Raw genomic sequence first — 19,745 nt, forward strand, 5'->3', positions numbered from 1 at the left:
CTCTCTTTATTTAAATCGTGGTGAACCGGCCAGGGGGTGTAATTAAGGTTTTTTATTTTCCGATTGTGGACATGTTAAAATAAAGGATGGGTAGACATATAGATGTAAATCTAATATGGAAAAAACTACCCAGGTTTGTGCTTGAAAAGGGGAATTATGAATGGAAAATATTGAATCGAGGGAATTATTCTGGGGAAGGGTAATAACGGTCTTTAAGCAGGCTTTTAAAGTCAACAAAAACCCTTTTCCTTGGTTAAAAGCCTTTCGTGCAGGATTGGCAGCTTCTTTACCTGTTTTTATTGGGATGTTATTGGGGCACTTGGATTATGGCTTACTCGCTTGTATTGGCGCTTTCACCTATTTATATGTGTTTGACATCCCATATGTACAAAGAGCTAAAAAGATATTCTTTGTCATGATAGGCATCACTCTTTCGGTCTTCTTGGGAACTCTCCTTGCACCTTACCCTATAGGGGCGGATATTGTGATGGGGGTTATTGGTGCGATTGCCATTTTTGTTTTTGGTGCATTACAAATTACTGGTCCTTCCGCAATATTTTTTGTCTTGTGTTTTGCGATGACGACCGGCATGCCTAGTGATCCATCCCTTGCCCCTTTACGTGCGGGATTTGTGCTCTTAGGTGGGGCATTATCGTGGGTCATCTCTATGTTAGGTTGGTTTAAGAATCCTCATGGTCCTGAAATCAATGCTGTAAAAAGAGTATATAAGGAATTAGCGAGTCTAATGGATGCGGTAGGAACAAGTCAGCTTCATGCAGCTAAAAACAGAATGATTTCAGCTTTGAATCAAACGGAATCCGTTCTTTTATCGGGATATTCTACCAAGGTCAAAGCGAACGGTTGGAAAAGACTCTACTTATTAAATGAATATGCAAATGCCATATATATAGATGTCGTCGCATATTCTAACGGAAAAAACAGCGCCTTTCCACCGGAATTAGGGGCATCCGTTCGAGCTTTATCAGAGAGTATAGGCTCAAAAAAGAAAAATGATAGGAAGATCCTTCAGCCTGTTCACATGAATAAGGAAGTCGGGGAAATCCTTGAAAAGATCTATGATGCAGATGCCATTCTAAATGAGAATGTGGACAAGATTGATCAGGAGGTACAAGTCGATAGGCCTTCCTTAAAAACCATTTTCTTAGGTGCGTTTGATAAAAAATCTATTATTTTCTTGTCTTCAATTAAGTACGGAGTTGTTCTGACAATTGCAGCACTTATCGCTCATATCTTTCCTTTTGAAAGGTCGTATTGGGTTCCTTTATCCTGTGCGGCTGTAATGTCTGGAAATACGATCATTGCTACCTTTCATCGAGCGGTGCAACGTATGTTTGGAACGCTTATTGGCCTACTCATTGCCGGTCTAATTCTTGTCACGGTACATAATGGGTATATCATTGCTCTCGTTATCCTCTGTCTAACCTTCGTAACAGAACTTTTTATTGTCAGGAACTATGGGATGGCAGCACTGTTCTTTACTCCCTCTGCTTTAATCATGGCAGAGTATTCAACACAGGTCTTTGACTACTCTTACTTTGCTACAGTAAGGGCAACGGATATTATTGTTGGAAGTCTTATTGGGCTTGCAGGTGCTCTTTTAATAGGAAGTCGGTCGGCCTCTAAGCTTTTAAATCATTTAATTGCTAAAACAATACGGAGCCAGGGGCAATTAATTCTAGCGATGTTCTCAAGACATAGTCACAGGACTCACTATACGAAGATTAGCGAACGGAGTAAAATGCAGACTAATTTTACAAATTTAATGACGCTGTATAACACGGCTCTAGGCGAGTTATTTAGTAATAAGGAGCGAATAGATTCACTGTGGCCAGTGATTTTCTCCATTGAGCAAATAGAGCACTATTTGGATACAAGCTTAAAAACCGGGAATAGCGGGAAAATCCCTGATGAGACTCTTGCACAGTGGTTATATGTTTTTGAAACGATGGCCCTGGCCGTTGACAATGATCAGATCCCCACAGTTAAAGAGGTGCCGGATATAGAAGGATTCACACATCTGCGTACCGAGGTTTTGGAATTGCAAAAGGCTTTTCAGCTTGTGAAAAAGGAGAAACCAGAGGCATAAATAGGTGAAATCGTAGCTTGTAAAGATCCGTTTGACTGTCGATATCAATAAAGTCGAAAGGCCACCATTCTATGAGGCTAGGCTTGTAATTAATGACAATGACTGCTGTTAGGGCCATGTTATCACATATAAAATATTTTCACACCGGAACTGTGGGTCGTTGACTACAGTTCCTTTTTTCTATGAACTATTCATGTTGACATTGGGACACGACAGATCCTATTGACAAAACCGCCTCACTTCCACTGACGCCTTTACATTCGAGGTGATTTGTTTACAAGAAAACAACAGTGTTTACATATTGATGTGACGGGATGTGTACAAATCTGTTACTAGAGTTTTCATAAATGTATACAAAAAGAGTTAGTTTACAAAGTGTTTACGTTTCTAGTTTCCCTTCCACAAGCCTTATAAAAGAGGCGAATAGTGTTAATAGAAACAATTGAGGTTTAAGCTCATAAAAATCTATCAAACAATTTGGAAGGGAATGAGGTATATGGCAACATCTAGAATTGCTGCTGTGGATGTTGGAAATGATTCAATAAAGGCTCTTTTTGGGGAAAGGGAATATGAGGTCAATATCCCTAATATTGTGGCTATCGACACGGAAGATCGGCCGGTGATCGGCATTGAGGAATTGGATCATAAGAATCCTCTTGATGGCATCCATATTAAGGTCCACTCCCCTGCTTTAAAGGAGAACAATGTGATTTTTCGTGTAGGTCATCTGGCAACGAAGGCGAATAATGCAACAGAATTGGATCCCGGAAGTAGTAAATCAGAAGAAGATCAAACTTTAATCATGCTTTTAGCCACATTAGCTTTAGATGCGGTTAGAGAGGAAAATACATCGCAATTTCCACGGACAAAAAATGTGATTGATGCCAATTATACCTTGGGAACGGGGTTGCCACTTCGTGAAGTAAAAGAAGGGAAAGATGCTGGCTATCGGTCCAAGCTCATTGGTTCTGTCCATCAAGTCGAGTTCCTTGTAACACCAAAGTACCAAGGTTTAAAGGTCAATATTAAATTTGATGAAATCAAGGTTTATCCGGAAGGCTTTGCGGCATTCATTAATTTAGTGATGGATAATGATTTGAAAATCATTAATAAAGATTTGATTAATAAAAGAATCCTCATTCAAGATATTGGTGGGTTGTCAACAGATATTGCCGTTATTAAGAATCGAACCGTTGATGATGACAAGGCTCAAGGATTTAATTTGGGTGTTTCGGAATCTCTAGAAGCGATAAGAGAAGAAATTCGCTCGAAGCACGGAGTGGAATTAGATAGTCGTTTAGATGTGGTCGATATCATTACGAGAAAAACAGACCGCAATCATATTATGGTTAAGGGCAGTCGGACCAGTGTCCATGATATTACTGATCGGATTCTTCTTGAACTCGCGAAGAAAGAATACCGTTTATTGCGTAATGTTTGGCAAAAAAACTCACAAACCGAAATTTGCTACTTTGTCGGGGGCGGAGCCAATGTTTTAAAGGATTACATAAAGACGTTAAATAATAATTTAGACGGATACAATATTGATTTTTTTGAAGATGAAAAGGAAAGTATTTGGATGATGGCAAATGCTTATTATAAGTTGATTGCTGATTTTGTGAAGAAGACCGAGAAATCAAAGCCTAAAGAGACGGTTAAGAAGTGAGGGTAGGGTGAGGCTATGAAAGCTGAAATAAAGAGGGGCCAAGCGATTTCCTTTCGTGTCCCCTCAGATACACCCGATCATCTATTAAAACAGCTACAAAAATTAAAAGAAACAGAGAGAAGAAATTTTTCGAGTTGTATCGCTGAATATGTTATGCGAGGTGTCAGTCAATCTGTTAAAAAGGAACAGGAGACGATTACGATTCCCCTGCCTAAAAAGCTGAGTAAGTCCCAACGCGATTGGTTAAAGCATGAACATTCTGAGGCTGTCCTTGGCAGTATTATTTATCAGCTTTTAACGGATCCAGTACGAGCGACGGCTTTACTTGCTTCTCTCAACAGTAACGCTTTAGATATTGATGAAGCTTTGTATTTACAAGAGGACAAGCAGGAAGAAGCGAACTCTCTGGATCTGATGGAAGAGGAAGAGCATCATGAGGCTACTCAAGAGATAGCGATAGCCGATGAAGGCACTTCGGATGATATTAATGATTTTGATTGGCAAGACATAGAGCATAGCGACGCCACTGAAAATGAAGAGGTAGAGGATGATTTGGACAACCTTTTAGGCGATTTTCTTTCTAAAATGAATAAGTGAAAATTTTAAAGTCTACCTTCTTTTTTAATCAGAATGGTAGACTTTAGTTTTGAGACTATGTTTTTGATTGTAAAATCAAACGCGGAGTTGGTTTACGACTGCTGGATATATTGCTAAGCTTACGTCTTATCAAGGCCGTTGCTCTTAGATCTTAGGAGGTTAATCGGCACCTTATGGTTTTGGTGAGAATCCTTTATTATGATTTATCCTTATTCACAACAGGAATCCAAATTTGATTTTTAAAATGTGATGGCGTGCCTTTATTATCCTCATACCAGTATAACTCGGGTCCTTCTGCTAATTCATAGTTAGAAGAGGGGAACCATTCCGAAAACACACGGCCCCACATCTCTTGAGCGTCAGATGAGGATCCAATAACCTCGAATATGGCCCATGTTGAAGGGGCGACTTCAAGTTTAGCCAAGTGTTTCGGGACCTCTTTTGTTGTTGCTACACCAATATAGTAATCAAGCTCTCCCTTTTCCTCCATCCGGCTCTCAGAGAAATTTGTAGAGGCGCTAAGCAGTCCGATAGGCTCAACATTGGATATTTCTTTGAGTTCACTGATCAACTGAGCATTTAGTCTTTCTCCCATAGCAGTGATCCCCGGATTTTCCCCGTTGAATACAATAGGGATTCGATCCATAATACCAACGATGTTAAAAGCCTCTTTTTTTACTATACGGTAATTCATTTCATCTCCTCCTTGAATGGATAATTGAAAGGTCATACGTGGATAAGCTTTGAGTACTTGGTCTGTATTTCTGGCGTCTGAGGGGGTCAAGCCATGGACATTCTGAAAAGCCCGTGTGAACGAATCCGGTGAGTTGTAGCCGTGTTTTATTGCAACATCAATCACTTTTACTTGACTGTCTCTGAGTTCGAAGGCTGCAAGCGTCAAGCGTCTGCGACGAATATATTCAGACAATGTAATTCCTGCAAGGAAAGAAAACATTCGACTGAAATGATATTCTGAGCAGTGAGCCAGTTCGGCGACCTTCTTGAAATCAATGTTTTGAGTCAAATGACCCTCAATATAATTCAATGCCTCATTCATTTCTTTAAGTGAATCCATCTGTAGACCTCCTTATCAACAACAGAATAACAGAAAAGGATCATAATCATCCGACATTCCCTGCACCGTTATGTTGGGTTGATGTTTATTTATCACTTTAGGGATATCACAAATTGACGTTAAAAAAAGGATACCACGCTAACCTAATGGTATCCGAACATTCCAATTATAAAAGGCGAATATTCAACTAATATGTTGGTTTATCTCTTTATCAAGTAAAAGGTTTGATCTTCTTTTTAAATCCATCTCAATTTCTTCTAGGCTACGCCCTTTTGTTTCAGTGACATATTTAGAAACGAAGATGAAAGCCAATATCCCCATAACGCCATAAACGATAAAAAGCATGTTCCCAAATTGATCAAGTAAAGAGGGAAAGGTTAAAGAGACGAGCAGGTTCGCTGCCCAGTTGGCAACACCACTTATTCCTATGCCTAAGCCTCGTACTCTTAGAGGGAAAATTTCGCCTAACATCACCCAAACGACAGGCCCCCATGTGGCAGCAAAGAATACAATATAGGCGGCGAGACAAACAAGGGTGATATATCCCGAAGCATCAGATTGTCCTCCAAATTTCGTTAATAATCCGAGGGCAAAGAGACAAATGGCCATGCCAATGCTACCGATCAAAAGTAATTTCTTCCGGCCAACCTTGTCCATTAACCAAACGGCAAGAATAGTGACAAGAACATTAAGAATACCAATGCCAATCGTTCCAAGCAGAGCCGCTGAGTTTCCTAAGCCTACCTTGGTAATCGTAGTTGGGGCATAATAAATAACTGTGTTACAGCCAATAATTTGTTGGAAAATAGCAAGCCCAATGCCAACAATGAGAGCAGGGCGAACCCATTTTTCTTTGAGCATCTTCCAACCACCATGCTCTTCTGCGTCTGCCTTCTTAATATCCGCTAATTCTTTTTCAACACCAATGCCTTTACGTAAGTGGTGTAAGACCTTCCGTGCTTCCTGTTCGCGATTTTGCTTTAATAACCATCTTGGACTCTCGGGTAAAAATAACATGCCGATCAGCAAGAGGACCCCTGGAATGAAAGCCAGACCAAGCATCCAACGCCAGCCCTCAATGGGAGCAAAAATATAGTTCACAATATAAGCGATTAAAATACCAGTGACAATCATTAATTGATTAAGGCTTGACAGTGCACCGCGAATTTTAGCAGGCGCCATTTCTGAGAGATATAAAGGGACGAGAGCAGAAGCACATCCAACGGCAATCCCTAATACAATTCTGAAGAGAATTAGGATCGCAGTATTTGGGGCTAAAGCGGTTCCAATGGCTCCAATACAAAAAATAGCGGCAGCAATCATTACATTGATGCGTCGACCATATTTATCGGACAATCGTCCACTCCCTGCAGCGCCGATGATGGCACCAACTAAAATTGAGCTCACGACTATCCCTTCAGTCATAGGCGTTAGGCCCAAACTTTTCTTAATATAGAGAATAGCTCCAGAAATGACACCGGTATCATATCCGAATAACAAACCACCTAATGCTCCAAAAAAGTAGATGACCGCATTATTCATTTTCATTTTAAATCCTCCCTGTTTGTCCATTGTTGTTAGAGAATGTACTGATTAAGGGGATATGTCTTGATTGCGTTTCCATTTATTTTTAAAACGCATTCATACACCTGTAAAAAAATAATTCGAGTCTCTTCCATCATTTTGACTTAGTTTACTAAATAAACTATCTATTGTAACTCAACCATAACAGATCAAATAAAAGAAATCAACAGCGGTTACATTAGTCTTAAGTATTAAAATTTTTAAAAAATGATGAAGGGATAGGATTTCTGGCCATCGGAATGGTTGTAGATTTTCACTCCAGAGTCCTCGCTTTCCTTATGTCCACGAGACATATGAAAAAATTTTTTTTCGCAAAAAAAAAAGACTGCTACAAAGTTAGGAATCTGTTACTTTGGAAGCAGTCGCAATTTTTTTCGTATATTCGATGATAAAGGCAATCACTGGGGGGAGGAGGCTGAAAAGTGTAATGCCTAATAAGGAAAGAAACATGTGGTGTTCGACCCATGACATATTCCCAATTAAATCCCCTGCACCTACCCATATAATGGCCCAAATGGCTGCACCGATAGCATTATAAGAAATGAATCGTTTGAAAGAGTAACTGGTTAGCCCGCCGATAAAGGGCAAGGTCGTACTGAGTAAAGGAATAAAACGTGAAAACATGATGGCCCATTTACCATAATTGTTTAAAAATATGTGGGTTTTATCCATCGATTTCTTTGGAATCAATTTGTATATTGAAAATCTATCGCTTTTATTAAAGAGAGAAAAAATTTTACCGATCAAGTAATTTTGCGCATCTCCAGCAACCGTAGCGACAAAGAAAAGCAGCAATAGAAGTTGAAAATGCAACTGACCACTCGCGGCAATCGTACCACTGGCAAATAATGTGGCATCTCCAGGTAAAAAGGTGAGAACGATGTAGGCGGTTTTTGCAAAAATAATGATGAATAAAATAAGATAGATTTTTTTCCCAAAAAGCGTAATATATTGGGGTAATTCAACGTTAACTGAGTTAATAAAGTGAAACAAATGATGCAAGGAAGTGTAACCTCCATTAAAAATTCCCCTAGGCGGGTGGCCATTATTCGCTATTAGCCTATGAACTTAGGGGTCAATAAATTATTTTTAGAATCAAGTGAAGAGGTTACTTTAGAGTCCATCTATAAAGAACCGCACCGATCACGGTGTGAACACAGAAATTTCAACTTAAAAAAGGCTAACAGGTTTAACTAAATTATAACAAATGGGCGTAATAACTCAATGGAAACTATAGTGATGGGGAAGGGGTGGCTGGTTTCTTTTCTTGAAGTTAAAGAAATCTTAATAAAAGTGGTGTACACTTCTTCGTATGAGGTCGATGAAGAGGTGGAATTCATTGAAGAAAAATAGGTTTAGATGCGAATGAATCGAGGTATTTTCGAAAGTGATGGACGATTGACCCATGCAATTTGGAATTTGTCACATAATCCGAGTATTACTGAATTTATCATTATAATAAAAGATAAAGAAAATGAAAATAAGGCGGTGTTAAGCAATGGGATATTATGATAATGACAACGATTATAAAGAAACTGAGAAACAAAGAAGCAAACCCCCTCGAAATGGGCGTGGGAAAACGTTTCTTTCCGGCTTACTCGGCGCTTTTGTTGGTATTTTTATCTTCTTCATAGCCTCACCTTATTTACAGAACCATGGGTTGTTGCCGAATCATTCCAATGATGCGACGTCTGTAAGTGGAACCCAGACCACCAATACATCAACAACGACTCAACCACAGAATACAAAGAATGTCAGTCTCAATGTGACTGATTCAGTGGAAACAGCGGTTGATAAGGTGTCTTCTTCTGTTGTGGCTGTTATTAATATGCAGAACACAAACGGTGGCTTCTTACAGGAGAATGCACTTCAAGAGACAGGGATTGGTTCAGGGATTATCTATAAAAAGAGTGGAGATTATGCTTACATTGTCACCAATAATCATGTAGTGTCAGGGGCAAGTAAATTGGAAGTACAGTTGGATGATAATACAAAAGTGACGGGAAAATTATTAGGGGCTGACTCCTTGTATGACTTGGCAGTGATTAGGATTCCTGGGGATAAAGTAACGAAAGTGGCGAGTCTTGGTGATTCGAGTTCGCTCAAGCGTGGCGAACCCGTTGTAGCTATCGGAAATCCATTAGGGTTTTCGGGTTCTGTAACCCAAGGCATTGTCAGTTCGAATGAAAGGACCATTGCCCAATCTGTTGATACAGATGGTGGCCAAGTCCAATTCAACGCTCAAGTGATTCAAACCGATGCAGCTATAAACCCAGGGAACAGTGGGGGTGCCTTGATCAATACAGATGGTCAGGTTGTTGGCATCAACTCAGAAAAAATTGCTGATACAGGTGTTGAAGGGATCGGATTTGCGATTCCGATCAATGTAGCAGAGCCGATTATCAAACAACTTGAAACCACTGGGAAAGTGGAGCGTCCTTATATGGGAATCGGATTCTATGACTTATCTGAATTACCTGCGAGTGCCGTTCAACAGCTTAAGATCCCTAATAAGGTGACCTCAGGTCTAGTTGTTTCACAAATAAGTCCTGGCACACCTGGTAGCAAAGCTGACTTGCAACAAGGCGATGTTATTACTGCGATTAATGGCTATAACATCAAAGACTATACGGACTTCACGACATACCTCTATTCAAAGCTTCAAGTCGGTCAAACGGTTAAAGTTGAGTATTATAGAGACGGACATAAAAAGACAACCAACCTCACATTAGCTGGAAAGACGTTCTCATAAGATCCCTTTTGGGGTTTGCAAGATGAGGATTTTAAAAGAATAACGGAAAAAATTTAATAAGAACGATATAGTATAAAAAGGGGCATTTTCCAAATAAGGAGAGTGCTCCTTTTTATATTCATTTTCATTTTACCCGTCTTGAGGGTCTGAGGTAGTCGTTTATAAACGATAGTTTAATTCAATTTTAAGGAGATCTTAAGAAGTTTATGGAATAATACTTCTTTGCCATTAGGAATGGAAATATTGATAGAGAAGGAATGAGTGAAGGAGTAATGAAAAAAAGGATTTTTATTATAATCATTTTATTGTTAATTGTTGGAGCAGGTTATTATTGGAGAGATTCCTTATTCACTAAGAATGATGGGGAACAATCTAAAAATCATCAAATTAATATAAAAACAGCTATTGATACGGAACTAATCAATAACCAAAATGATAGGGTAGCAGAGATAAAAAAGGCGAGTTCAGGTAGTACCATCCATACTCCTTATGTAAAGTTGGACCCGTTTGGAAATGCACCATTGTCTGCCTTAGTCATTTTTGATTCGAAGCAACCTGCGCAAGTCAGCTTTGTCGTTAAGGGAAAAGAAAGTCGTGTGGATATTAAAAAGACGATTGAGGATTATAGTACTCATCATGAATTACCGATCCTTGGCTTATATGCAAATGCTGATAATACAGTAGAAGTCACTGCAACGACGAAGGATGGGAAGAAGACAACGAAAACACTCAAGATAAAAACAGGGAAATTACCTGACTACACACCGACGATCTCTATAAAAAAGATAGACAAGAGTAAAATGGAGACTTTGGATAATGGTCTAACATTTGCTGTTCCTAGTACAAAATATGCAGTAGGATTTGATGAAAACGGTGATATTCGTTGGTATAGTTCTAGATATAATAGCCATGTTTTTAAAGTGCTAAAAAATGGACATCTCCTTTTCCTTAGTAAAGACAAGAATAGTGGAAGTGCTTATAATCGCTTATTAGAAATGGACTTTACAGGAAAAATTTATAATGCCTATGAAATTAGTGATAATACTGCAGCAAGTCAAACAGGCGATGATGGTGAAAAAACGGTTGTTCATCATGACGCTATTGAACTGCCATCAGGAAACCTCTTACTTACTGTGAATGATGGCGCAAGTAAATATATCGAGGACACCATGATTGAAATTGATCGACAGACAGGGGAGATTGTCAAGTCTATCAATATGAAGGATATACTCCCTGAATCTTTTTATAAAGATTTTGATGGGCCGAAGAGAGAGGATGGAAAAGTCGACTGGTTCCATCAAAATGCTATCGTCTATGATTCCAGTGATAACAGCATTATCATTTCTAGTCGAAATCAAGATACGGTCATGAAATTAGATTATAAAACTAATAAAATTAAATGGATTCTATCTGATCCAAAAGGTTGGCCCAAAGAATACCAAAAATATCTCGTAAAGGGAGTAGGAGATAACTTTAAATATACAGCGGGGCAGCATGCACCAATTATTTTGCCTGAGTCCGCTACTGATCATAATGATGATACCGTTGATCTTTTACTTTTTGATAATAATGTCGTTGTAACAAGAGGGAATGCAGATCTCTCTAAACAATACAGCGCAGGCTCTCAATATCGTATCAATGAAAAGACAAAAACGGCAGAACTCGTTTGGACATATGGAAAAGAGCGAGGCAAGTCATTGTTTTCAAATATTATTGGTAGTGATCGCTTTATGCAAAATACAGGGAATCGCTTAATTGATTTCGGGTGGTTAAATTCGGGTAAAGATAGTCGAATCGTCGAAGTGGATGATTCTAAAGACGCTAATGTCGTATTTGAAGCTGCAATCTCTGACTTTGGTGAAGGAGAATGGGTGTACCGGGCTGAAAGGCTGTCTCTTTATCCGAAGGCTTGGCAATTTTCCGTTTCAGATGATTAATTGCTGTTGAGCGGGAGTCACGCCTTTGTGATTAAATAGCATGAGATAGAGGTTCAGTTTGATGCTGGAGCCTCTATTTATGCAGACTATGAGTCGAATGCTTGGTTATTCTTATTGTTGTAGCAGGTGAGGGCCATGAGTGGTGGAAAAGGATTCACCAGTGTTATAAACACAAAAAAAGTCGCTAGAATCACCAATGGGTGAGCTTAGCGACTTTTAAGTTATATAGGATTAATGGCAAGAGTGTTCTTGGAAAACTAGACTGTCTTTTTATTTATGCCAGTCTCATCTTAAAATCCTGGTAGCCAAATTGATGGACAATATGACAGTCACCCTGTTTGTCTTGAACCGCGATGGCTGGCAGTGGCATGCCATTAAACGTGGTATTCTTAACCATCGTATAGATCGCCATATCCCCAAAGACTAAACGGTCGCCGCTCTTTAATGGTTGGTCAAAGGAATAGTCACCAATCGTATCACCAGCAAGGCAGGTTTGTCCCCCCAAGCGATACATAAACGGTTTTTCTCCGACTTCACCGGATCCAAGCAGTGGCGGGCGGTAAGGCATTTCTAGCACATCAGGCATGTGACAGGAAGCGGAAGTATCAAGAATAGCAATATCCATGCTGTTTTGAAGGGTATCAAGCACTGTTGTGACTAAATACCCGGCGTTAAGCGCCACCGCTTCTCCTGGTTCTAAATAAACCTCTAAGCCATAATTATCTTGCATGCGTTTAATACAAGCCTCGAGTCTAGGAATGTCATAATCCTCTCGTGTGATATGATGGCCCCCACCAAAGTTGATCCATTCCATTTGTGGTAACCATTGACCAAATTTCTCCTCGACGGCATTTAAGGTTGTTTCCAAGTCATCAGCGTTTTGTTGGCAAAGCGTGTGAAAGTGGAGTCCGGAAACACCCTCTAACAAATCGGGACGAAAATGTTCTTGGGTCACACCGAAACGGGAACCTGGTGAACAAGGATCATAGATAGCATGTCCCACTTGTGTGGAACACTCAGGGTTAATACGTAAGCCGACTTTTTTCCCTGCCTGCAGGACTTTATCTTTAAATCTTTCGAGCTGTGAAAAGGAGTTGAAAATGATGTGATCACAAATTGAAATAATTTCATCGATTTCATCGTCACGATAGGCTGGGGAAAAGATGTGATTCTCTTTCCCCATTTCCTCGTGACCGAGACGGGCTTCATATAACCCGCTTGCCGTGGTACCACTTAAATACTCTCCGATGAGTGGATACAGGGTATACATGGAAAAGGCTTTTTGTGCCAGAACAATTTTGCATCCTGTTCGAGTCATGACGCCTTTTAGGATACTTAGATTGCTTTCAAGAAGACTTTCATCGACAACATAACAAGGTGTAGGAAGTTCTTCAAACTTCATTTAACCAATGTGCTCCGGCTCTAAGCTTTTTTCAGACTCTGCATCTACAAGATCTGGATTAAAGCTTTCTTTCCAAGGGAGGCCCCACTTGTTCAAGGCTTCCATGAACGGATCTGGATCAAACTCTTCAATATTGTATACCCCTGGCTTATTCCATGTCCCTGTCATAAGCATCATTGCACCGATCATTGCCGGGACGCCTGTTGTGTAAGAGACCGCCTGGGAACCGACCTCTTTGTAGCATTCTTCGTGATCACATACATTGTAAACGTAATAGGTTTTGTCTTTGCCGTCCTTTTTTCCTTGAAAGATGCAACCGATGTTTGTTTTCCCTTTGGTTCTTGGACCAAGGGAAGCGGGATCAGGTAATACAGCCTTCAAGAATTGAAGAGGAATAATTTGTTTTCCTTCAAATTCGATAGGCTCAATCGACGTCATGCCAACATTTTCAAGACATTTTAAGTGAGTAAGATAGCTTTCACCAAAAGTCATAAAGAAGCGAATGCGTTTGACTCCAGGAATATTTAAAGCGAGTGATTCAATTTCTTCATGGTGGAGTAAGTACATATCCTTCTCACCAATTTCAGGGAAGTTGTAGACACGCTTGATTTCCATAGGCTCAGTCTCAATCCATTCCCCATTTTCCCAATAGCTTCCTTTAGCAGAAACCTCGCGGATATTAATTTCGGGATTGAAGTTCGTAGCAAAAGGATAGCCATGATCCCCAGCATTACAATCCAAAATGTCGATGGTTTCAATCTCATCAAAATGATGTTTGAGAGCATGAGCGGCGAAGACACTGGTCACACCTGGATCGAAGCCACTACCAAGGAGAGCAGTAATGCCAGCTTGTTCAAAACGTTCACGGTACTCCCATTGCCATTTATATTCGAATTTTGCTGTATCTTCAGGCTCGTAATTAGCGGTATCTAAATAATTTGTTTTTGTTGCCAGACAAGCATCCATAATCGTTAAATCTTGATAAGGTAATGCTAAGTTCATCACGATGTCTGGTTGTACTTCCTCAATTAAAGCAATCAGTTCATCAACGTTATTGGCGTCAACTTGAGCCGTTGTTATTTTCGTCTTTCCACCGTCTAATTTCGCTTTCAAGTCATCGCATTTTGATTTCGTGCGACTGGCGATGCAAATTTCCTCAAAGACATCACTGTTTTGACAACATTTATGGATGGCAACAGATGCTACGCCACCACAACCGATAATAAGCGCTTTTCCCATTTTCCTTATCTCCTAACTTTATAGATTATGTCATGCATGGAGGCATATGCTAACCTCTAAGCTTTGTTTAACAACACAAAAAGCAAGTGCATGACGCCTGTTAAGCGCACAACACTTGCTTTAGATATAATCATCAATATTAAAAAAGCATAATGTAGCCATGACCAATGTCATAGGAATAGGTTTCCGATATAGCCCAGAGGACAATGGTAAGGAAGCTTTTAATATTAAAATATATCTCAAATAGGGATCAGAGTCATATAGCAAATAATTACTTTTACCACTCTTATTGACCGTTTCACAAGTTGATGTGCATAGGCACTGGTTGTAAAGTAACCAACTTATAAAATTTGAGCTTTTAACTCAATCAATAAGGCAACTAAAGTTGCCAATCGGCATTTGACCCGGCTGTCCGTATGGCCTTAAACTCCTTAAGGAAGTGGTCAAAATTATCTGCTTGGAAAGACTCGGGATATACTTTAATATCAGCCTTCCAATTTCAAGCTCCCTATATAGTATCAGCATGAAATCAAAATAGCAAGGGGTAAACAAAAAGTTATTTTGTAACGACAGAATTTATAACTTTGAGGACGCCTTATAAGGGCAACTTTTGTTTTGACTATTAAGGCTTATGCCATTAGACGGGATCGTTTTTTCCCCAATAGTGAATAAATAATTTTACAATTAGAGCACTAAGTGAAAACACAAATAAATAAGCCAGGGCTGAAAATTCAATGCGCCATCCATTTAAATAGGTGAAGACATTAAATGTGATAGAGATCCAATCGATACCTGTTGTAAGCCCGCTCCATAAGAGAACGTAAAGGCAGAGGTAACCCCCCCTTAAGCCCCACAGGTAAATCATATAAGTAAAAAAGTAACCATAAAGAGGATAGTGAATCAAATAGACAATGACATCAAAGAGTTCTAGCTTCGGTGAATCCATGACGGTATAAAAGTCAACGGGATAATCAGTCCCGATAAGAAAGTCAGTCGTTATTCCAATATCCGTGAATAATAATAGGCTGGATAGCATCATATTTCTAGGCATTATCTTGGGAACACTAATAAAAATAATGATTAAGAATACTAAGGTCAGAATAACAAACCATTCATTGGCATCAAAATGTTCAGGTAACTTAAAGATGATCTCTGCCCCCCTTTAAGACATCGGAAGCAAGAAAAAGGTAAAACATGATTGAAATAAAGACAATGACCACCGCCAAAAGCAAGGCGTATCCTAGATTCCAATGTTGAAAGTCAATAACACCAAGAGAATCACCTACTCTTTGACCCATAACTAAGAGGATGCTTCCCAAGACGAGGGCACTCCATTTCAACGCTGTGTGGAGCCGAATAAATATATTTATTATGTAAAGGAGAGTAAGAGGTAACAATAAGTCTTGTAAAATCAAGTAAGAGAAATAGGGATCTAGAGCTTTTGGGTTTGTGATATATTGCAGGTTAGTAAAAATAGCGTTCATGATGATACCTGAAAAAAAGATAATGAACAACCATAAAGGAATAATTTTAGTTATGTGTAAGATGTTCATTTTTAGAAAGCCGATGAGTAAAAGGAAAAACAAAACAGCAAAAGAAAATGTAATCATTTTTTACCTAACTTCCCTAAATTTGTAGAATAGTTGATGTTTAGTCTTTCCATAACCGCAGATTTTTATAGGACTTTTGGATCGGTTTGCATAGTGTTTTTTATAAAAGCAGGAGACGTTTAGAGAGGCCACTGAAAAAGTCTCCTTTAAAACAAGATGGTGTCGAGAGGTTGATTTCCACTACAGGTTGCTCGCTTTCCGCGCGCACGGCCTCAGCTCACTTGGGAATGGTCTATTTTTTCAAGTCTTTAGGCTTACAAATCTCCTGTTCCTGCGTTCTTTAATTTATAATGAAAGTCACTAAGACAAGGACTGACGTATTGAAGGATGAAATGACTTACCTGCAAAATCTTATTGATGTTATCGAAAAGGAAGAAGTCCTTCTACAGTGCCCAAAGGTGAAGGAAAAGTCCAGAGAACGGTATAAAATAGAAGCTGAAAGTAGCGAATTAAAAAACAGACGGCTACACTGTTTCAAAGTCCTCGGGTCTATTAGGTATGGAAATGCAAGGAGCCATGGCTATATTCGCAGTGAATTTGAAAAGAAATCTAAAAACTAATGAAATAAAAATGAAGAACAATAGGCAAATAATTCTCTAAAAAAACGACTCGAAATTCATTTTTTGAATTTTAGAGTCGTCTTTTTTATAAAGCTAGTGAGTTTTCCAGAAAATCGTAAGATCTTTTAGTGGCCTCTGTTTAGAATACCTGCTTCTTCATATGCAAAAAAGGAAGGACACTTTGTTCATATTCAGTTCATAAATAGGGTTTACTCTCTTAAAAGGAGAGTAAAAGTGATGATTTACTGTGAATGAGATGAGAAGGATCCGTTTTGAGTCGGAGAGGTTCTCCAACGTAGGTTCATTTTAAAAATAAACAAGACCGTTTAGAGTATGACAAAGAGGGGGGATTTTTAATGAGTATTGAACAAAAGGGTCACTCTGGATCTAGAGAGTGGGCTGTAGAAGCGCGTGGGCTTGTCAAGACTTTTGGTCATAATCATGCCGTTGATGGTGTCGATCTTAATGTGAAGGCTGGAACTATATATGGTGTACTGGGTCCCAATGGCGCAGGTAAGACCACCACAATTAGAATGTTAGCGACGTTACTGCGTCCAGATGCTGGTTCTGCCCGGATTTTTGGACATGATGTCGTAAAAGAATCTCAGGTTGTTCGACAATTGATTGGAGTGACAGGTCAATATGCTTCAGTAGACGAGGCGCTTAGTGCTACTGAGAATCTTGTTATCTTCTCAAGACTACTAGGCTTGAGCCGGTCAGAAGCTCGGCGTAAGGCCGCGGAATTATTAGAGGAGTTTGGATTAACAGAAGCAGCGAAAAGACCTTTGAAAAACTTTTCGGGGGGCATGCGGCGACGATTGGATTTGGCAGCTAGTCTCATTGCCCAACCACCATTGATCTTTTTAGATGAACCAACGACAGGATTAGACCCACGGACACGGAACCAAATGTGGGAGACCATCCGACGTTTGGTAAAGACAGGGTCCACTGTATTGCTTACGACTCAATATCTGCAAGAGGCAGATGAACTGGCTGATCGCGTCGCGGTGATTGATCAAGGACGAGTGGTAGCGGAGGGGACTGTTGACGAGTTGAAAATGTCAGTAGGGAGCTCATCCTTACATTTAAGAATCAAAAACTCACAAGATATTGTGAATGCTCGTCAAATTGTAGATCGAGTACTTAATGTTCAATCAAGTGTCACGGCAGAGGGAGGGAAAATGACGGCTCCAATGGCTGAGGCTGACCGTGTGACTGATTTGCTTATTGCTCTACGGGAGGCGGGCATTGAACTTGCTGAATTGAGTGTGCAAAAGCCTACTCTTGATGAGGTCTTCTTGACCATTACGGGCCATGGGGTAGAAGAGGATGTTTCTGCGACACCTGAACAAACCCATAAGGAAGGGGAGGCAAGATAATGAATTCTGGATCAATTAAACCCGCTCATGAACGACAATTGCGCAACAAAACAAGCTTTATCCAATCTGTTCGTCATTCATTAACGATGGCCTATCGTGGTTTGTTAAAGATTCGTCGGACACCCGAACAATTATTTGATGTTACCTTTCAGCCGATTATTTTCACTCTGATGTTTACTTACATCTTTGGTGGGGCAATTTCTGGGGATGTTAAAAGCTATTTGCCTGTTGTCATCCCAGGTATCCTGGTACAAACTGTGATTACCACCTCGGTTGTCACTGGGGTCCAGCTTCGTGAAGATATGGATAAGGGTGTGTTCGATCGCTTTAAATCGCTACCCATTGCCAGAATTGCACCGTTAGCAGGTGCGTTATTGGCAGATACAATCCGCTACACCATTGCCACCTTGCTGACTTTTACAATGGGGTATATCATGGGTTATCGTCCCGACGGCGGACTCAGTCACGTTGTTATTGCAGGACTTATTGTTATTGCTTGTTCTTGGGCTATCAGCTGGATCTTTGCCTTTTTCGGGGTGATTGCCCGCACAGCTTCCAGTGTACAGGGGATTTCAATGATTATACTGTTCCCATTAACGTTCCTTTCAAATGCATTTGTGCCGGCGAATACCATGCCCGATTGGCTTCAATGGTTTGTGAAGATTAATCCTATTTCCCATTTGGTTACAGCCGTACGCGATCTCACAAATTCAGGAACTGTGGGTGGAGATCTTATAATATCCCTTGTCGGCGCAGCTGTTATTGTTGTGATTTTCGCACCAATCACCGTACGTGCCTATATGCGCCGGACCTAAAGGGATAAAAAATGAGGTTGGGATATAACGAAATGATCCCAGTTAAAAGACGAACAATCCTATTTATAAAAATGAGTAAGTGCCATACGCAAATACAAAGTGTAGTCAAATACGTCGACTCCTGTGGGAATAGCATGAGCTGAAGATCCACTCGGGATAACATCTTTCATTCCCGAGTGGGCGGAAGCCGTGCATGTGGAAGCGAAGGACTTTGACGGAGCAACCTTACGTACAAAGGAAAAACCAATGACGCTCGGTTTTTCCTTTGTCTTATACACCTTTATCCCAGCCTTCTTATATTCAGAATATATAAGTTGGACGCTTTACGGATGTCTTTTTTTAGATGCTGATACGTTGGGGATGTTATGGTCTATCATTTCTGTATATAATGATGAGTACATACCATTTTATGGACCCTATGCCTTGGGTTAAAGGCTGGGGCTATTGGGGAAAGCAATCGATCATAAATGGTAAAAATGTAAAATCTCACAACTGTGATCGGGTTTTGGCTAGAGAGGATAGGGTACTAAATGGAGCAACAAACATCGGCGCATCAAACACTAGAACGAGGGTTGAAAAATCGTCATATTCAACTCATTGCCATTGGCGGTGCAATTGGCACGGGCCTTTTTCTTGGAGCAGGGACATCCATTCATCTTGCAGGGCCATCGATTATGCTTGTCTATCTCATTGTTGGTATTGCGCTGTTCTTCATGATGCGAGCGTTAGGCGAATTATTGGTTTATCAATCATCAACAGGTTCATTTGCGGATTTTGCTGAGAGATTCATTGGACCATGGGCAGGTTTTATTACGGGTTGGACGTATTGGTTTTGCTGGATTGCAACGGGGATCGCTGAAATCACCGCCATTGGTGTCTACGTCAAGTACTGGCTCCCGGGTGTTCCACAATGGTTACCCGCTCTCGCTTGTGTGCTTATTTTATTTCTTATTAATTCAAACTTCGCACCTAAATAAGTTGGGAAAAGTCTAGAGTCTCTTTAATTCAATATTGTTTCATTA

15 protein-coding genes and 2 pseudogenes are annotated in these 19,745 nt (G+C 40.0%); 10 read left to right on the forward strand and 7 right to left on the reverse strand.

Going from position 1 to position 19,745, the window contains the following annotated elements; translation table 11 throughout:
• The first annotated feature begins 160 nt into the window (after positions 1–160).
• The 3 genes from IEV91_RS08435 (at position 161) to IEV91_RS08445 (ending at position 4,370) form a co-directional block, all read left to right on the forward strand.
• A complete protein-coding gene (locus IEV91_RS08435; protein WP_188496983.1) occupies positions 161–2,107 on the forward strand; it encodes an FUSC family protein in 1,947 nt (648 codons plus the stop codon).
• 496 nt (positions 2,108–2,603) lie between these two features.
• Positions 2,604–3,773: a ParM/StbA family protein gene (locus IEV91_RS08440; RefSeq protein WP_188496984.1), complete on the forward strand. Its 1,170-nt coding sequence runs from the start codon at positions 2,604–2,606 to the stop codon at positions 3,771–3,773.
• A gap of 15 nt (positions 3,774–3,788) precedes the next feature.
• Positions 3,789–4,370 carry a hypothetical protein gene (locus IEV91_RS08445; protein ID WP_188496985.1) on the forward strand — a complete coding sequence of 194 codons (582 nt, stop codon included), beginning with the start codon at positions 3,789–3,791 and terminating at the stop codon, positions 4,368–4,370.
• A 196-nt stretch (positions 4,371–4,566) separates the two neighbouring features.
• Here IEV91_RS08445 and IEV91_RS08450 read toward each other — a convergent pair whose 3' ends face one another.
• The 3 genes from IEV91_RS08450 to IEV91_RS08460 form a co-directional block, all read right to left on the reverse strand.
• A complete protein-coding gene (locus IEV91_RS08450) occupies positions 4,567–5,445 on the reverse strand; it encodes an AraC family transcriptional regulator (protein WP_188496986.1) in 879 nt (292 codons plus the stop codon).
• Between the two features lie 183 nt (positions 5,446–5,628).
• Positions 5,629–6,993: a sugar porter family MFS transporter gene (locus IEV91_RS08455; RefSeq protein ID WP_229745475.1), complete on the reverse strand. Its 1,365-nt coding sequence runs from the start codon at positions 6,991–6,993 to the stop codon at positions 5,629–5,631.
• A 372-nt stretch (positions 6,994–7,365) separates the two neighbouring features.
• Positions 7,366–8,031, reverse strand: coding sequence for a VTT domain-containing protein (locus IEV91_RS08460; protein ID WP_188496988.1), 666 nt, complete (start codon positions 8,029–8,031; stop codon positions 7,366–7,368).
• 496 nt (positions 8,032–8,527) lie between these two features.
• On the opposite strand from IEV91_RS08460, the gene IEV91_RS08465 reads away from it, so the two are divergent.
• Positions 8,528–9,781, forward strand: coding sequence for a S1C family serine protease (locus IEV91_RS08465; RefSeq protein ID WP_188496989.1), 1,254 nt, complete (start codon positions 8,528–8,530; stop codon positions 9,779–9,781).
• Between the two features lie 272 nt (positions 9,782–10,053).
• Positions 10,054–11,718, forward strand: coding sequence for an aryl-sulfate sulfotransferase (locus tag IEV91_RS08470; RefSeq protein WP_229745476.1), 1,665 nt, complete (start codon positions 10,054–10,056; stop codon positions 11,716–11,718).
• 274 nt (positions 11,719–11,992) lie between these two features.
• Here IEV91_RS08470 and nspC read toward each other — a convergent pair whose 3' ends face one another.
• From nspC to IEV91_RS08490, 4 genes are all read right to left on the reverse strand, one after another.
• Positions 11,993–13,120, reverse strand: coding sequence for a carboxynorspermidine decarboxylase (gene nspC, locus IEV91_RS08475; RefSeq protein ID WP_188496991.1), 1,128 nt, complete (start codon positions 13,118–13,120; stop codon positions 11,993–11,995).
• Positions 13,121–14,359 carry a saccharopine dehydrogenase family protein gene (locus IEV91_RS08480; protein ID WP_188496992.1) on the reverse strand — a complete coding sequence of 413 codons (1,239 nt, stop codon included), beginning with the start codon at positions 14,357–14,359 and terminating at the stop codon, positions 13,121–13,123.
• Positions 14,360–14,996: 637 nt separating this feature from the next.
• Complete coding sequence (locus IEV91_RS08485; protein ID WP_188496993.1) at positions 14,997–15,410, reverse strand: hypothetical protein; 414 nt, start codon at positions 15,408–15,410, stop codon at positions 14,997–14,999.
• An 88-nt stretch (positions 15,411–15,498) separates the two neighbouring features.
• Positions 15,499–15,969, reverse strand: coding sequence for a hypothetical protein (locus IEV91_RS08490; protein ID WP_188496994.1), 471 nt, complete (start codon positions 15,967–15,969; stop codon positions 15,499–15,501).
• 398 nt (positions 15,970–16,367) lie between these two features.
• Here IEV91_RS08490 and IEV91_RS08495 point away from each other — a divergent pair.
• The 5 genes and pseudogenes from IEV91_RS08495 to IEV91_RS08515 all read left to right on the forward strand — a co-directional run.
• Positions 16,368–16,569, forward strand: a pseudogene (locus IEV91_RS08495) (hypothetical protein); the annotation flags it as partial.
• A 316-nt stretch (positions 16,570–16,885) separates the two neighbouring features.
• The gene (locus IEV91_RS08500; RefSeq protein ID WP_188496995.1) at positions 16,886–17,908 is read left to right on the forward strand and encodes an ATP-binding cassette domain-containing protein; all 1,023 of its coding nucleotides are present in this window, start codon (positions 16,886–16,888) and stop codon (positions 17,906–17,908) included.
• On the forward strand, positions 17,908–18,723 hold the full coding sequence (locus IEV91_RS08505; protein ID WP_188496996.1) for an ABC transporter permease: 816 nt from the start codon (positions 17,908–17,910) through the stop codon (positions 18,721–18,723). The genes IEV91_RS08500 and IEV91_RS08505 overlap by 1 nt, the downstream gene beginning before the upstream one ends.
• A 195-nt stretch (positions 18,724–18,918) precedes the next feature.
• Complete coding sequence (locus IEV91_RS08510; protein WP_188496997.1) at positions 18,919–19,155, forward strand: hypothetical protein; 237 nt, start codon at positions 18,919–18,921, stop codon at positions 19,153–19,155.
• Between the two features lie 98 nt (positions 19,156–19,253).
• Positions 19,254–19,679, forward strand: a pseudogene (locus IEV91_RS08515) (amino acid permease); the annotation flags it as partial.
• Positions 19,680–19,745: the final 66 nt, after the last annotated feature.

This window comes from Pullulanibacillus pueri (genome assembly GCF_014639255.1).
Classification (GTDB): Bacteria; Bacillota; Bacilli; order Bacillales; family Sporolactobacillaceae; genus Pullulanibacillus; species Pullulanibacillus pueri.

Excerpts from the sequence above, each read along its gene's own strand:
- IEV91_RS08435 (WP_188496983.1), top strand. The coding sequence starts at position 161 with ATGGAAAATATTGAATCGAGGGAATTATTCTGGGGAAGGGTAATAACG.
- IEV91_RS08440 (WP_188496984.1), top strand. The coding sequence starts at position 2,604 with ATGGCAACATCTAGAATTGCTGCTGTGGATGTTGGAAATGATTCAATA.
- IEV91_RS08445 (WP_188496985.1), top strand. The coding sequence starts at position 3,789 with ATGAAAGCTGAAATAAAGAGGGGCCAAGCGATTTCCTTTCGTGTCCCC.
- IEV91_RS08450 (WP_188496986.1), bottom strand. The coding sequence starts at position 5,445 with ATGGATTCACTTAAAGAAATGAATGAGGCATTGAATTATATTGAGGGT.
- IEV91_RS08455 (WP_229745475.1), bottom strand. The coding sequence starts at position 6,993 with ATGAAAATGAATAATGCGGTCATCTACTTTTTTGGAGCATTAGGTGGT.
- IEV91_RS08465 (WP_188496989.1), top strand. The coding sequence starts at position 8,528 with ATGGGATATTATGATAATGACAACGATTATAAAGAAACTGAGAAACAA.
- IEV91_RS08470 (WP_229745476.1), top strand. The coding sequence starts at position 10,054 with ATGAAAAAAAGGATTTTTATTATAATCATTTTATTGTTAATTGTTGGA.
- nspC (WP_188496991.1), bottom strand. The coding sequence starts at position 13,120 with ATGAAGTTTGAAGAACTTCCTACACCTTGTTATGTTGTCGATGAAAGT.
- IEV91_RS08480 (WP_188496992.1), bottom strand. The coding sequence starts at position 14,359 with ATGGGAAAAGCGCTTATTATCGGTTGTGGTGGCGTAGCATCTGTTGCC.
- IEV91_RS08485 (WP_188496993.1), bottom strand. The coding sequence starts at position 15,410 with ATGCCTAGAAATATGATGCTATCCAGCCTATTATTATTCACGGATATT.
- IEV91_RS08490 (WP_188496994.1), bottom strand. The coding sequence starts at position 15,969 with ATGATTACATTTTCTTTTGCTGTTTTGTTTTTCCTTTTACTCATCGGC.
- IEV91_RS08500 (WP_188496995.1), top strand. The coding sequence starts at position 16,886 with ATGAGTATTGAACAAAAGGGTCACTCTGGATCTAGAGAGTGGGCTGTA.
- IEV91_RS08505 (WP_188496996.1), top strand. The coding sequence starts at position 17,908 with ATGAATTCTGGATCAATTAAACCCGCTCATGAACGACAATTGCGCAAC.